Here is a 16,518-nt window from a genome sequence, read left to right on the forward strand (position 1 = left end):
TTCGTGTAGCGAACCAGAACGCTCGTCGCCGTAATGTCAGTCAAACCGCTGATCGAAGCGGCGAATAAACCGTCCTTGAGCTCGAAAGCCGTCGTGCCGTCGCCTGCTTTCAAACCGAAGTTCGCATTCGCAAGGGTAACGTTCACAGCAGTGCCCGCCGTAAGCGAGGCATCGACAGCGGTACCTACCGCGACAAGGTTGGCGCCTGTCTTGGAAAAGGCCATCGTGCCGGACAATCCCACAAAACCGGCAACGTCAATATCGATTGTCCCTTCGGCTTCGAGCAGTTCCCCCCGGGCGCCGTCCATCGTGAGGGTAAGGCTTGTTCCGGAGCCGGTGAGAACAGTAAGGTTCCGAGTTTTGAAATCAACGACCGAGCCGCCGTCGCCGGCATCATTGATATTTACCGCAAGAGACGTCGCCTCAAGCGTGAAATCGGGGATGCCCACCAGGGCGATCCGGCCGGCGGTGGCCTCCAAGGCGGTCCAGGTGCGGCTCGGAGTGGCGCGGCTTGCAAGCAGAACCAATGCAAACTCCAGCTCGTCAAGCGTCAAACCGACTTCATCCGCCGTGCCGCCGTTGACGCCGACGAAGGAGCTAAGCCCGCCACCGCCTATTGTCAACATATCCGCAAGTACTTCAGTGCCGTCGGCAAGTTTGACCGTCTCACTCGATTTCTCGAAAGCGAGTCCACCTTCAAGCGTGAAAAAGCCGAAGAGAGCGAGGGTCATATTGCCGGAAGCCCGGATCAGGTCTCCCTCAAGGCCATCCATGTTGAGCTTCATTGTGGTTGCGGGGCCGGTCTTCACTTCCAGGTTCTGAACTCCGAAATCCACCACCAGGTTGGGATCGGCCGCCGGGATGATGTCCGGTCGGGCAAGCGACTTTCCGACTTCCTCAACCGTCAGGGAGGCCGACGCCACTTCCGGAGTGGCTACGACTTTGAACAACTCGTGATCAATACCGCCCAGCGTACCGGTCAGTCGTACTTCCCAGGCGCCGGCAGTAATTCTCGCTACAATAAAGTCTGCCACGGCAAGGGTGGAAAAGGCCGACGTCAGCGCGGAGTCAACCGCTGCCGCCGAAGCCGCAAAATCAATCGCCTCCGTCGTGTAGGTCGTGCCTCCATAAGTCAGGGCGAGGGTAAACGTCCCGCCGGTTTGGGCCTCGATGCTGACTCTCTGTAGTTCGTTCACTGCGGCGGTTGTAAAGGTCGTGCTCTCGAGGCGTTCGAAGCCGCGCTGCACGATGGCAAGGGAACCGCCGACCGGGGCAAGCGTCGTCGCCACGGTCATCCGGGCAAGATTCTTGCCGGCAAGCGTACCGTTGAATGCCACGTTCCAGACGCCCGCCGTTGTGCTGGTAACGGTAACCGAGGCGTCGGCGAGTGAACTGAAAGCCGTGTTCAGAGCGCTCTGCACGGAAGCCGCCGTCGCGGTGAAGGCGAGCGCGGAGGTGGTGTAGGTCGCGCCATCGTATAAAAGCGAAAGCGTAAAGGTTCCGGTGGCTGCCGACTGGACGCGCACCTGCTGCTCGGCGGAAACATCCGTCACCGTCTGGGTTGTCACTGCGCCCTGGCCCTCAACCGAAGTGGCGACGGCGACCGTCACGTTACTGGAGGAAACGACGACAATCTGCGGAACATTCTGGTAGGCAAGCGTGCCGATAAAATAAACAAAGTAGCGCGGCGCAGCGGAGGTTGAACTCTGATCAAATTCAACCCTCACGTTACCTTTTTTTATTGTTGTCAAACTCTCGAGACCGGCCTGGAGAATCGCCCGGTTGTACGTGGGGCTGTTCACCGAAAAATCGAGCAGACCCGTTTTGAGGCCGTTGAATTCAAGCTCGTAGCGTGTGTTCGTGCTGCGGAAACCGTTGGAGAAGGAGATGACCTGCTTTTCCCGGACGTATGCGCCGGTTGTCGTTTTCCCGGTTACAACCTGCCCGCCTTTGACAACCGTTGAGACGGATGCCTCGACGCCGGGGCTAAGTATCGACAGGGCCAGATCGCTGAAATCCTCGCCGGCCATTGCGGCGACAAATTCAATGGTAAATCCGGCGGCCCTCGTGCCTGCCACCGTCACGTTGCCGACGCCGACTGCCGTGAAACTGGAAAGCGCCGTCTGGATTAGACCGACAAGAGCCGCATCAGCCGTACCGGAGGCAACGGCTACGTTCTTTGTCTCGCCGCGAAGCGTGAACTTGAGAGTTCCGACTTGGATGTCGGTCACAAGCAGCAGCTCGGTATTTTCCGTCGCGATGTCGTAAACGACATCATCCTGAGCGGGCAGGCCCGCCACCTTCTCAAGCGCCGTGGTGACAACCTCGGGGCTGAGAGCGCTTACCCTGATGCCGCTCAGATCTTCGCCGAGAAGCGCCTTATTGAATATAAGGATAAAACCATCCGCCCGGGTGCCGCTTACTTCGACATTGCCGACGCCAACTCCGGTCAGACTCTCCAAGGCGGAAGTGATCTTGGAAATCATTGTAAGCGATGTATCCGCAAGACCGACAGCAACCTCCGCTGTGTCGCCCTCCAGTTCAAAAATGAGGGTGCCGACGGAAATGTCGGTCTCGAGCTTCAGCCGGGTAGCAGTAAGCTCCGGATCCTGGGCAACGGGGCTCCCCTCGGTTCCGAGGTTGCGGTTTATCTCGATCGTCAGCGTATCGGCATCCACCGTCAACCCGTCAACCCCGACAAAGGCTACCGAACCAACTTCGCTTTTCAGGGCCATCCACTTGTGGGCGGGGTTGGACTGATCGGTCATCAGGGCAATCGCGAAATCGGCGTTTGTCAGATCGAAGCCGAGTTTGTCAGCGGCGCTGCCGCCGTTGAGGCCGGCAAAAGCCGTCACCGAATCGGCGCCGATCGTGATCATATCAACGTCAACGGAACTGCCGTCGGACAGACGCACCGTGGAGTCGCTGCTGACAAAGGCAAAGCTGCCGGAAACACGGAAGAAATCGGCAAGCTCGATTGTCACCGTACCGGCAACCTGGATCAGCTCGCCAGCAGCGCCGTCCATGTTCAGCGTAACGGTCGCAGCAGGGGCAACCAGCACATCCAGCGGAGAGGAGGCAAAGTCAACAACAGTATTGTCCGCGGCTGCCAGATTGAGCTCAAGACCGAAGCTGGTCACAGCAAGGGTAAGTCCCGGAACGCCGACCACGGATGCTCCGCCGACCGAACCTTCAACCGCGACCCAGCCGCGACCAGCCGCCATCTGTTCGCCGACCAGCACGAGGGCGAAATCCACGTCGGTTAATTGCAGGCCCACGGCATAATCGGTGCCGCCATTATATCCGGCGAACGCGGAAAGGTCGCTTCCGCCCACCGTCAAAAGATCAACTGCTACGGCGCTCGCGTCGTCAAGGGTCAAAGTATCTGTAGAGAAGCGGACGGCAAGGCTGCCCGAGGCTTGCACGAAACCTCCCACTGTAACCGAGGCGCCGCCGACCGAAACCTCCTTGAGCGTCGTGGAAGCGACCATGCTCTCGAAGGTGTAGCTGACGTTGCCGGCGGAAATAGATGTCCCGGTATAGGCCGCGCCGGTTTCGTTCATCCGGACGGACACCGTCGTCGCACTGAGGGAAACATCCGAGCCGATTTCGGCAAAGAGGCCGCCGCGGGCCTCGAGTACCCGGCCCGTGGCACCGATGATCAGACCAAGCGACGCGTCCTCGACTCCCACTGCAAAATCACCGGCCCCCAAATATGCACGCGCATTTTCCGCCACCACGTACATCGTCGTCCCATCGGCCTGGAAACCGAAATCCCCGCCGATCTGCAGGCCGCCGCCCAAGCTCGCCTCGAGGCCCGTCACCGAAACCGCCTTCAGCGTTGTCGAGGCGGGAAGGTTCGCAAAGGTGTAATTCACATCGCCGACGGAAACCTTCTGGCCGGTATAAAGGGCGCCGGTGTTGTTGTAACGCACCAAAACTTCGCTTGCGGAAACGGAGGCAAAGCCGCCGCCCTGAATAGAGAGGGCCCCCGCCGCTTCCAGGGCAACCTTGCCTGCGGCATCAATGATCAATCCCAGGTCGGCGCTGTTGACGCCAACCGAGAACGAACCTGCGGCAAGGATCGCCGAGGCGTCGGTGGCAACCGCCTTGACGACGGTTCCCTCTTTGACGAAACCGTAATTGCCGCTAATGCTGAAGATCGAATCGAAATCGGCGTCAAGTCCGGTTATGTAAACTCCCCGGATCGTGGTTGAACCGGGAAGCTCTTCAAAACCGAAATCCATCCCGCCGGCGGAAATCGCCTGACCGATATAGGGAATGCCCGTCTCATTGAGAAGCACCTTGACCTTGTCGGCGGTGCACGCAAATCCTGCCCCTTCCAGCACCAGATCGCCGTCAACCTCGAAAGCCTTCTCGCCATTGCCCTTGATGACCAAACCCAGGACGCCGTTATTGACGCCAACCTTGAAATCGGAGACGCTAAGAATCGCCGAAGCGGACGATGCGACGATTTTCACGTCGCCACCCGACTTCTCAACCTCGAAGTTCCCGCCGATCGTGAAGACATCGCCGAACGATGCGGCAAGACCTGTCAAGGACACCCCCGTAAGCGAGGTCGCAGCGGGCATCGTCCCGAACGTGAAAGAAACTCCGCCAGCCGCAATCGTCTGTCCGGTAAATGCTTCATTGGTGTCGTTGTACCGAACCTTCACCTCGGTGGCGCTAACCGAGGCAAAACTGCCGCCGGTTACCGCAAGCGTTCCCTTCGCCTCGAGGGCGGTTTTGCCGGTCGAGCGGATCACCAGCCCGAGGCTGGCCGCACTGACCCCGGCGGAGAAATCCCCGGCGGAGATTTTCGCGAAGGCGTCGCTTGCGACGACGAGGACATCCGTCCCGCTTTTTTCAAATCCGAAGTTTCCGCCGACGGTAAAGACATCGGAGAATGTCGCCTGCAGTCCGGAAACGGAAACACTCTTCAGCGTCGTCGAGGCGGGAAGGTTGGAGAAGGTGTAATTGACGCCGCCGATCGAAACCGACTGGCCGGTGTAGGAGACGTTGCTGTCGTTGTAACGGACGATGACCGAATCGGCAGACGCGAAGGCGAAACCGCCCCCGGTCAGATAGAACTCCCCGGAGGCTTCGAGGGCGACCTTTCCGAACTCGGTAATGACGAGCCCCATGCCGCCATTTGTGACGCCGACCTCAAAATCGCCCGACTGGATCTTCGCGGCGACGTTCTGCGCCGAAGCCCTGAGCAATGTATCGGGGGTCGAGCCCGTCTTTTCAAAACCTAAGTCGCCGGTGAGCGTGGCAAAGCCATTGATCGCAAACGAGAGATTCGTGCCAGAGACGCTCTTGAGCCCAACCGAAAGTTCCGGGACGGAAACATTCACGGAACCTACCGTCACAGTCCCGGCAGAAAAAAGCAATCCGGTCGTATTTTCCCGGACGCTGACGGTCCCGGTCGCGTTGGCAAAATTACCTCCGGAGAGTGCGAACGATCCGTTGGCAAAGGTCACCCGCGTTCCGTCGTCATTTAGAAGCAGCGCAAAGTTACCGGAAAGGACGCCCGCAGTGAAGGAGCCGTTCGGGAGGATGGCGCTGACATTCTCGCCTGCCACCTTGATCTGGCTTTCCGAACGGGAGACCCCGATCGCGCCGGAGATGGAGACGAATCCGGCCAGCTCGAGGTTAACCGAAACGCTGGCGGTGAAACCGGCGAAATACCCGCCGAAGGCCTTGCCGAGCGCGTTGCTCTCCGCGACGTCGGCATCCTGGATTGTCGCCCCGGAGGTGGAAACCTGTTTCACCTGGAGCTGGATGCGATAGTCAAGCTGGACAATTTCAAAATAGAGGCTGTTGTCGCCGAAGCCGAACAGGCCGGTCGCATCGGCGAAGGCGCCGGATGCAGAACCAAAGGTGATAATATCGAAGGTCTGACCGGCGGCAGGGACAAAGCCGTTTATAAGAGAAATATCGAGGGTCCCGCCGAGGACGATGTTGTCTGTGACATTGATCTGGTCATACCCATTGTCCGGATTCTCAACCGGCCCGGCGCCGGGGGTCATCCCCCCGATTTCCATCGTCAGTGAACCGCTCAGTGTCAGGTTGTCAAACTCATCGACGCCGGGGGAGTTTCCCGGGCTCAGCACGCCCTCGACGATGACGTCGCCGATAATCCTGCCGGCGCCGTTGAGGGTGCTCCCCGCGCCGATGACCAGAGGCTCATCCAGAACCAGCGGCGAGGCGGACGACAAGGTCAAGGTGCGAGACCCGGCGGCGGGTTCATCCGTCACGAAATTTTCCGACATATATATATAAAGGATAGCGGAAATTTTCAGCGGTGAAACCGAGACGAGCTGGTCGGCGGCGAGTCGGCCTCCCGCGGCGTACAACTGATCGAAATTGACGTCAAAATTGAGGTTGAGATTGCCGGTTTCAGAAACCGTTTGCAGAGGATAGAGGGATGCGGCCTCCCCGGACGGGGAGAGATAGTCGCTGATTGCAACATCGGCAAAAAGCGATAGCAGTTCCACGAAGAACTCGTCGGAACCACTACTCCCATCCAGGCCGAAGGTGAAACTTATCTCAAAAGATGCAACATATTCGGAGTTTTCGTACTCTCCTGGTTCAATGCCCGCATTGTCGGCGGCAAGGCGCAAAAACCCGCTTTGCGTGGAAAGCAGTTCCACGCTGACTGAAAAACCCTGATTGTCGAGGTTGAAGTCTAAGTCTAATCCGTCTTTTACACCCGCCGCGCCGCCTGTGCCGGAAAAATCTGCCAGCAGTTGCATCATGCCGACAATGGTCGGCGGGTCGGTGGCATCCCCGAAATAGTCGTAAATCTGTTTGAAGAGTCTGGTGTCAAGCACCTCATGGAAGGCCAGCAACTGACCCGGCGTGACGCCGTCGGTCATAGCAATGGACGTTCCGAAAGCATCAAAATCCTCCAGTGCCGCCATGAAGTCGGAAAAACCTTCAAGCCCTTCTTCGAGGAGCGCCTGCTGAGTTTCCGTGATGATCCCGGATTCGGCAGCCTGAGCGTCAAGGCTTAATTCCCCGGCGGCTGCGTCAACGACGCAAGCTTCCGGCTCATCATCAAAGCTAATCTCCTCCATCCCGCCGAAAAGATCTTCAGTGCCGACTGAACAGGCGTCCTGAAACGACTGCCGGAAGGCGGAATCGGAGTCTTTTGTTTCGGCGGGAAAAACGATTTCTTCGATTTGAGGAGAGGCAAGCTTTGAAGCGAGCGGACGCAGGGCATGAGGCGCAGCAGCATACGCCATGCCGACGAGCGCGTCGCCGGACAGGAGTATCCTCGGTTCGAGAGTTTCCATCTCAAATTGGTTGGGAGGCTGCGCCTTCTTCACTCGTAAACCACACTTATGAGCAGTTTAGAAATTCCAATATTTGTCGCTTAAAAATAAACCTGCTGTTTTTACTCCGCAATACCAGAAAGACGCCGTGAATAACCGCTATTGACAGCCAAAACAGGGCATGCACGCTCTATTTAGACTTTGGGCTTGATTAACAACACCCGTTCCCCATGTCAAGAGAAAATCTCTGGAAGTGTGACGCATTTCACACTCTAATCGCGAAGGGTGGAGAATATCTTCATATTGCACCAAAGTAAAACCCTACACCTCGGCGCTGGGCCCACTGAAGGAAAGCGCCTCCTCCAGCCAGGTGTCCATTTTCAGCACGTCCCGGCGCTGGCGATAGGCAAGCCGCTGGGCGGTTCTCTGGGCCTGAAAAAGCGCCGTTTTTGCTAATATATTGGCTCCGGGAGCGCCTCCATTAAAGGCATCTGTCAGTCGCTTCCGCAAAAAAGCCGGGACAAACCGCCTGATCAGTTCGTCTTCAACGCTCATAAACGCCTGAGCGGAACCGGGGTCGCCCTGCCTTGCGCAACGCCCGAAAAGCTGCCGGTCAATGCGCCCCGACTCATGACGTTCAGTTGCGATCACATGCAGGCCTCCCAGTTCCGCCACGCCAAACCCCAACTTGATATCCGTGCCGCGACCTGCCATGTTCGTGGAGATCGTGATCCGGTTCTTCTCTCCGGCGGCGGCGACAATCTGGGCCTCCTCCTTGTGCCGGACGGCGTTAAGCAGATTAAATTCAAGGCCTTTTGCGGCAAGCATTGCAGCCAGTCTTTCACTGGCAGTAACGCTCCTGGTACCTACCAGCACCGGTCTGCCGGTGAGCCGTCTATTTTCGATATCCAGCACAACAGCTTCAAACTTTTCCGCCTCGGACGAAAAAATCCGGTCAGGAATGCTTTGCCTGATGCAGGGGCGATTGGTGGGAATGGTCATGACGGGCAGCCGATAGATGTGCCAGAATTCGGCAGTCGCCTCGCGCGCCGTCCCGGTCATGCCGCTCAGTTTTCGGAAAAAGCGGAAGAATCTCTGAAAGCTGAGTCGAGCCAAGGTCTCGCTCGGATCGTTAACCGTCAGACCTTCCTTGGCCTCGATCGCCTGATGCAGCCCGTGCCGCCAGGTCCGGTTCGGCATCAGCCGCCCGGTAAATTCATCGACAATGGCCACCTTGCCGTCCTGAATGACGTATTGCTGATCCAGCTTGTAAAATTCCCTGGCCGTCAACGCCTGCTTGACAAGCTCCTCGCGACGGGCGGAACCGCGCCACATCCCCTGCAAAAGCCGGGCCTGCTCCTCAACCTTGCGTGTTCCCTCCTTGGTCAGGTTGATATCCTTGTACTTATGATCGACAAGATAATCCGCTCCTGCCGTTAGCGCAACGACAATGCTGTGGGTGATCTCGCAGGCTTCCACCAGTGAAGAGTTTTTCTGCGCCCGGGAGATAATCAAGGGCGTCACCGCCTCGTCAATCAGGACGCTGTCGGCCTCATCCACAATGGCCGTATCCAGCCCCCTCAAGACAGTGCCGTCCAGACTTTTCGACTGCGGGTTGAGAAGCTGCCGGAGCTGCCGGCGCGAAGAATCATGAAGGGCGCCGATAATCAATCTGTCCCTCAGAAAATCCGCGACCAGTTCTTTAAGCGTCGTGTAAACAACCCCTTTTTCGTAATTCAAGCGGCGCTCCCGCGGCTCCATCTGCCCAGTCACGCATCCCACCGATACCCCGCAAAAAGAGTAGAACTGGTTCATTTCGACGGCATCGCGATTCGCCAGATAATCATTGACCGTCACAAAATGGAACGGCCGCCCGCTCCATGCCGCCAGAACCGAAGGCAGGCAGGCGGTGAGGCTTTTCCCCTCGCCGGTCGCCATCTCGGCAAGATATCCGTGATAAAGCGCCAAAGCTCCCATGATTTGAACAGGATACGGCAAAAGCCCCGTCGTGCGGCTTGACGCTTCCACCATATTCGCCAGGGCTTCCGGCAAAAGAGCCTCGTGATCCTTGGCCTGACGCCGGAACTGTATCTGGATGTCCAACAGCCGCTCCCGCAACCTGTGATCCGAAATATGCACAAGCCCCCGGGCCATTTCACTAATCTTATCCGCTTCCTCCTGCAGGGAAAGGGCTACGGAGGGTCGGCGCCGACGCCAGCCGGCAAAGCCGTGAACGAGGGCGTCCATGCCTTTGTAAAGCTTTTCAGTAATCACGATACGGGTGCGGTGGTAATCCTGAGCCGGAATTGTCATTAAATTTGATACCTCTTTTGCAGCATTTGCCTGAACTTATGAGCCCACTGGATAAGGAGCGGCTGCGGATTCAGCGTAAGACGGAGCTTTCCCGACATACCGTGCAGCAGCAGCGCTTCCGGGGGAGGTTTTATATCCGCGTTAATCTGGAAAAAGGGCTCCGCCGCCTGCACGCCTTTTTCATCCTTCGTGGAAATCGGCACCTCGCCGCCCCCCCGCCATCCCAGGGCTGCCGACGGCAATTTTTCCTGCCGATATGGAATGATCTGGAATTTCAAAACGTCAAGATTTTTTCCACCCTGCCCGGAGATGCGAACCTCAGCATTATTTATTTTTTCGGCAAAAAGCTCGGTCGCCTCGTCTTGAGAAACAATGGCGGAAAAGCGGAAGGCGTTCTCATTGACAATCTTCCCGATCACCGAACCCCTGTTCAGCCAAGCCCCGATCAGATCCTTCATCTCCGGCGCCACCCAGATGCCCGGCTCCCTGGCCCGGACTATCAGAAAAGCCCGCTGTGCCTCCAGATCTTTGACCTTCGCTTCGACCGCCTCCAGACGCTTGCCAATTGGCTGCAAATCCGCCGTCTCCATGCGCAGCGCCCGCAGTTGCATCGCCAGCGTTTCCTTCCGCTGCGCGAGGGTGGCCTCGATCTCCAATTCGAGTTCCCGATCGGCAAGTTCCACAAGCGGGGTTCCCGGGCTTACCCGGATGCCCGAGGGGGCCAGCGCCCTTTTCACATAACCGGGGGCGTCGTTGACAACCTGGACGTACTGCATCGTTTCCATGACGCCCGGAGCGCGAAAGCGGTTGGGAAAAGGGAAAAGGGCCAGAAATAACGCCAGGATGGTCAAAAAGCCGAGGCAGACGGCAACGGCCCGCATCCTCGTTCTGGCAAGACGGGGATTGGAAGCCAGATAAACAAACAATTTAAAAACAGGAACCAGACCCCATGTGACTACGCCGATCAGCGCCATGACGAAGCCGGCAAGCAGAAACTTGTCTGCCACGAAAAAGATGATGCCCGTGAAGACCACTACCCGGTAGATGCCGCTCAGTATCCCGAATGTAGTTAAATATACAGTTTCTTTGGGACTCTGCGCCGGGCTGAATGAATCCTTGTATCCGAATGCATAGTGTTCAACCAAGTGCCGCAGGTGTTTCATGGCCCGGGAGCTGAGATTGGGGATGTCGAGCAAGTCAGAAAGGATGTAGTAGCCGTCAAAACGCAAAAGCGGGTTCCCATTGAACAGAACCGTTGAAACAGAGGCGACAAACATGATGTTGTAGGCAAGGCTGCTGAGAGTTCCCTGAGCTGAATAGGCCCAAACAAAAGTGGCCAAAGCGGCGACAAAAATCTCCATGATCATGCCGGCGGCGCCGACAAAGGCACGCTGCCAGCGGCTGCGAAAGGACCAGCTCGAGGTGGCGTCCATATAAGGAAGCGGAGTGAAAACCAGCAGCATGATCCCCATGGTATGCACCTCGCCTCCAAAGCGCCGGCACACCAGGGCGTGCCCAAACTCATGAATGGTTTTGACCGCCACCAGACCGATGTACAAAAGAAAGAGATTATCCGGGGCAAGTATCCCCTGGGCCTGATCCCAGACCGCGTCAAACCTGTCCAGCGTCACCTTTATCGCCCCGGCCACCACTGCCACCCATAAAGCCGCCCCGAGCGGAGAAATAAGGTATCTAAAAAGCGGCATCATTCTTTTCAGCAGGTTGTCCGGATCGAAGAGGGGCAGCCTCATAAACAGGATGCTCATCAGTTTTGACTGCAACTCCCGCTGTTGCCTTTTGCGGTACCGCTCAAAAAGTTTGGCGCTGTCCGCGGGTTTTTCAAAGTGGAGAAGATTGGCAAAATAGAGCTGCGTCAAAAGTTGAATCACATCCTCCTGACCGGGGGCGTCGTCGGGATTTCTATTCAGGCACTCATCCCAAACCTCCGCTACCGTGCGATCAGGACGAAGGCGCACGACAAAATCGTGGGCCTCGGGCCGCAGCCGAAAAAACTGGTTGTTGAAGGGATCGCTGAACATGTACCACATTTCCCCGCGGAAACGCCGTTTGCTCACCTTGACCGAAGGGTGCAGACTCACCTTGAGATCGGCTACGCGATACCATGATTCACTGAATGTTTTTCCCGCCTTTTGCATTTTACCACCAGAAAAGGATACGTAGAAAATCGATCGTGCGATGGGCAAAGATCCACAGGATATTGCGCTTTCCCACATTGATTTTCGCCACGCCGCTCATGCCGGGCCGCCACCATGAGCTGCTTGTTTCCGGCAAAAGCGCCCGGACGAGGTAAACATTTTTTCCCTCTTCGGTAACCGCTACGGGATCGATGCGCTCCACCTTGACGGTAAATTTCAAATCCGGCCTGCCGACAAAAGCTATTTCACCGGTACCGTCCGCAGCGATCTCGTGAACGTCCCGCTCGTCAACCTTCAGTTCCGCGTACATTTTTTCGATCCTGGCCACCTTGAAGAGAATATCTCCCTTCTTGACAGGCGCCCCGAGCAGCTCCTTCAAGTCTCCTTCCACCACTATACCGGCGAAAGGCGCCGTCACCTCCGCGTGCTGCAAATGATAATGAACCAGTTTGAGCCTTGCCTGGGCCTGCTCTTCCAAGGCCTGCGCAACTCTCATATCCGCCAGCGCTTTTTGAGCGGAGGCCTTTGCCGCCTCTCTTTCGTAGCGGTTCTGGTTCGCCAGGGCCGTCGATTCCTCGAGGAGAAGTTCCCGGGTGTCCAGCGACAAAAGCAGATCGCTCTTCCTGACCTGATCGCCGATTTTCACATGCACCTTGTGAATATATCCGTCAAAGGGCGCAGGCAGATACGCGACATCGTCCGTTTTCAGGATAAAGGGCGCCTCCACGCGGTAGTTCAAGCGTCCAAATATCAGCACCGCCAAAGCAACGGCGATTAGAAGACCCAGCATTTTTGCAAAGGTATGCTCGACGCCCAGAAGTTTTGCCAGCGCTTCCCGCACCGACGCAACCATTCTCGCCCCAAACCACCGGTCATGCCGCTTCAGATCTTCGAGCCGACGCGCCGCCTGATCGCATAAAACCCGCAACCCTCGCACTTCCTCCTCGGAAAATGGCTCGGTGGAACGCTCGCAGGTCAACACCCCTATCGGCTTGTCGTCAAGTCTGATGGGAAGCGACACAATGCATTGCGATCCCTGTTCCCGTGAGTATTTCTCATGGTCCCGGGTTACAGCCAAACTTCCCTCCGGTCGCGGCCACAGGATCTCTTCATCCTGGTCGAAGGTCTCTTCCATCGCCGTTTCCAGGGACTGAACCACAACCATCTTCTTTTCGAATCGCTCTATGTGGCTGATCGCCTGCATGCGGATATAGGCGCCTGTCAGCCATCCGAGGCTGACGCGATCGCAGCGATAGCGGGAGGCAATCTCGTTGCAGAAGGTCATGGCCGCAGCAACATACCTTTTTTCGGCGTTCAGCAGCACCATCAGATCCAGGGCTTCGGCGAATTTTACCACGTCGTTTTTGGCCCGATTTACGACATTGCCGAGCTGGTAAACAGACGGGGTATCGGCAATCAACTCCAAACGGGTAACGGCTTCTTCGGGAGCGATGCCGGCGGTATGTTCGAGCAGAAAAACCGCCACGCTTGTCCGGTTGTCATCGGTCGCAAGACGGATTCCCACGACGACCCCATCGGACTTAGCGGCCCCCGGCGCTGCCTTTTCCTCCTTTGCAAATCCATCAATGCTGGCGGCTTCGGCAACCTTGTCCATCCTTATATTGATGTCGCCCCTGGCCGCCCCCAGTCCTCCGGTGGGCCAGACGGCAAGCCGCCTCCAGGAATCGCCGCTCTCCGCCCGGAGCATGAGCAGGGCGAGCCGGGCTTCTACAAGACTCGCCGATTCCTCCAGAAACGCCGGCCAGAATTCTGCCGGCGGACCGCTGAACCGCCTGATTCGCGCAATACGCTCCGCAAGGGCGCCTTTATCTTCCTTCACGTTTTCCATAAATTCTGCCCATCAAATTTTGTAGTCGCCAAACCAAACAGGCGCCGAGTCGCACCCGCTCTTTTGTCCATTGCCGCACTGCTATCGCCCCCTGATCAGCAGGGCGCCGGCCACCCCGGGGCGCACCGTTCCGTCCTGATTTTCAAACTCCGCCTTTACCTCAAGCAACCCACTTGCCGGATCGACAACCGGGGAAACAAAAACGAGCTTCCCTTTCACCATAACGGTTTTTGTTCCGGCATTAATTTTAAGATCCACAAGCTGGCCCTTTCTCAGACTACGGCCAACCCATTCCTCCACATTACAGACGAAAAGTCCGCGGCTGGTGTCAACTATATGCGCAAGCGGCTGATTCTCCTGAAACCCCTCGCCTTCATCTAGAAAAAGCTTGATTACCGTTCCCTGAATCGGCGAGATCAGGCTGCGTTTGCGCAGGGTCTCCCGCGCCATCTCGTACTCGATCCGCTCGCGCTCTTCCTGGGTAACCAGCCTTTTGTACTCCGCAACGGCAAGCTCATAATCGAGCTGCATCTTTTCCAGTTCCTCTTTGCTGACCGAGGCAGTGCTCGCGAATAATTCGCGATTGGATTCGAGGAGCCACTTCAGGGTGGCCACCCGTGCGGCAGCGGCCTCGAGTTCAGACTTGCCCTCCCAAATCAGCCGTCGGCGCTCCGTTTCAAGTTCATCGAGCTTCTTGTCCATTTCCAGGATTACCGCGCCCTTGGACACAACCGCCCCCTCTTTGACAAAAATGGCGGCAATCGTTCCCCCGGCGGTCGCGCTCAAGGTCACATCCATGACAGGTTCCGTTATACCCGGCAAAGACAGCGACTCGGCGGCCTGAACCACTGCGGCGGCGACTGGAGAAAAACATAGAACACCAGCAACATTGAACAGAAAAAAAACCTTTGCAATCAAGCTAACTGTTTTTTTCGCGACTTCCTGCTGCATCATCGGATAATTGATCATTTTACCCCTGCCTCCATCACATCGACCCCCTGATTGACCAAGAGCGAACCTTCCGCCAGTTCGAGCTGATACATTGATTTCATGTATCTCACCAGGCCTTCTGCTGCACCTTCTTTTGAATTGTTGAGATTTTCTTCCCTTTCCAACAGAATGCGGCTGTTGCTTTTTCCCGCGGTGAAACGCTGCGACTCTGTTTTCAGCAGTCGTTTGTTTATTTCCACGGCGCCTGCCTGCTGCAAAACCTGCTCCCGGGCATTTTCCATGTTGCGAATGGCCGTATCGACGGCATTCGCCAGGGAAACCTCAACCGCTTTGAGTTCCAGCAAAGCCTGCCGCTTGCGCTGCCTTGTCGCTTCCAATTCGCTGGCCGCCTTTTTACTGCCGCCCAGGGGGATGCGCATTTCCAGCCCCACCGACCAGGTCGGATGCCCCCGCTCCAGCGCATCATTCATGGGATGCCCATATTTATCGGTCAACCCGTTCAAATTATAACTTCCCTTCAAGTCTATCTGCGGCCATAACTGGTTTTCGGCAAAGGCCAGACGAATATCCTCCCGTTCGATCTTTTTCCTGCTGGAAAGATACTCGCCGCGGAGCGTAAGCGCCTTTTGCAGACTGACGGAAAAATCCTTTTTCACCTCTTCGATGCGCGGTTCTTCAACCGGTTCGATCTCGGCGTTTGTCGTAGAAACCGGGGATGAAAGATAGGTGCGGACGTTATTCAGCGCGGAAACAATCGCCTGTTTTGCCTCGCTGACAAGGGCCTTGCGCATGGCAAGCGCGGCCTGCGCCTCCAACACCTCGGTTTCGGACATCCTGCCTGTTTTCATCCGGGCAATATTGTCCCGCAGGACTTCTTCCGCTGTATGCTCGGATTCCTGGCGCACCCGATGCTTCTGGCGCGCCAGATAAAGGTCCCAGTAGGCGGCAATGGCTTCCGCCATAACGCGCATCGTCTGAATCCGGTAGTTCTGAAAGGCAATGTCCCGATCGGCCTCCGCCATGCGGATTGCCGCCATGGTCGGCTTTACGCCTCCATCCTTGAGAAGGGGCTGGATCAGGCTTACACCCACAGTGGTTTGTTTTTCCTTGTCAACATTGTAGCGGTTGTCAACGCTATTGGAAAAATCCCGTTGCGAAAAACCCAGCCGCAACTTTCCCCCCGTTGGCAAAAGCCCTTCGACGGCGAGTTGCTGGCTGAAGCTATCCTCCCAGAACTCCGGCGCATAACCCTGGTTTATCATTTCCTGCACCGTATTTTTCCGATTATCGTCCTGATACTGGTAGGAGCCCACCAATGCCGGTTCGAAAATGGCCTTCGCGCCTTTCACCGCCTCTCCGCTCACCGCCCATTCGGCCTGCTGATAGGCGATCTGTTCGTTTTTATCCCGGACATTCCGCACAAAATCCCGCAGATTCATCGCCAAAGCGCCAGAAGCGGGCGCCATCGCTGTTTTCCCCACGGCAGCCTGTTTTTTCGCATCGTCAGATGCTTTTTCCGGAACTGCCTCGGCAAGCAATTCGGAAACGCCCAAGCTGGTCACTCCTCCGCCCAGCAACAGTACAAGACAAACAATTGCCCCAAGCACAGACTTCATGATTTTCTCCCTGCCCTTTCCGGCCTGAAGGGATTGCCGGAATACCTCTCTGTTCATAAGCTGCTCCCTAATTTTTCCCCTGTAAATTTAATAAAGTTCTGCCAAAAAGCTCATGCTCCCCTAATGCCTGCAATGATTGGCGCCTTGCCGGGCAAGGTCAATAAATCAGTCCTCGAGCAATCGCAGAAGGTTGCAACCTACATCTCTGGAGCTATGCAATATAATATTTGAGCCAATTGCAAAACTATTTGTCATTCCCGAAAGCGGAGCTTAATGTACACAATGCTTCTATCGGGAATACGGTTTTTCAAGCAGTTAGAACCAGATTATGAACATTAAACTTCGTTTTCCCG

Annotated in this window: 6 protein-coding genes; all 6 read right to left on the reverse strand. The window is 56.6% G+C overall.

What is annotated here, in order from left to right:
• Window positions 1-7,334, reverse strand: a 7,334-nt coding sequence (locus K0B01_13165) for an LEPR-XLL domain-containing protein (GenBank protein ID MBW6487089.1), incomplete at its 3' end; no start/stop codon positions are given.
• A 267-nt stretch (window positions 7,335-7,601) separates the two neighbouring features.
• Window positions 7,602-9,593 (reverse strand): hypothetical protein, encoded by a 1,992-nt coding sequence (locus K0B01_13170; GenBank protein ID MBW6487090.1) that lies wholly within the window; start codon window positions 9,591-9,593, stop codon window positions 7,602-7,604.
• Window positions 9,593-11,749, reverse strand: a complete 2,157-nt coding sequence (locus K0B01_13175) for a hypothetical protein (GenBank protein MBW6487091.1) — start codon at window positions 11,747-11,749, stop codon at window positions 9,593-9,595. Before K0B01_13175 ends, K0B01_13170 begins: the two co-directional genes overlap by 1 nt.
• A gap of 1 nt (window position 11,750) precedes the next feature.
• Window positions 11,751-13,598 carry an efflux RND transporter periplasmic adaptor subunit gene (locus tag K0B01_13180; GenBank protein MBW6487092.1) on the reverse strand — a complete coding sequence of 616 codons (1,848 nt, stop codon included), beginning with the start codon at window positions 13,596-13,598 and terminating at the stop codon, window positions 11,751-11,753.
• Window positions 13,599-13,679: 81 nt separating this feature from the next.
• The gene (locus K0B01_13185) at window positions 13,680-14,567 is read right to left on the reverse strand and encodes an efflux RND transporter periplasmic adaptor subunit (GenBank protein ID MBW6487093.1); all 888 of its coding nucleotides are present in this window, start codon (window positions 14,565-14,567) and stop codon (window positions 13,680-13,682) included.
• Window positions 14,564-16,222, reverse strand: coding sequence for a TolC family protein (locus K0B01_13190; GenBank protein MBW6487094.1), 1,659 nt, complete (start codon window positions 16,220-16,222; stop codon window positions 14,564-14,566). The genes K0B01_13185 and K0B01_13190 overlap by 4 nt, the downstream gene beginning before the upstream one ends.
• Between the last annotated feature and the right edge of the window lie 296 nt (window positions 16,223-16,518).

The organism is Syntrophobacterales bacterium (genome assembly GCA_019429105.1).
In the GTDB taxonomy this organism is placed as follows: Bacteria; Desulfobacterota; Syntrophia; order Syntrophales; family UBA5619; genus DYTH01.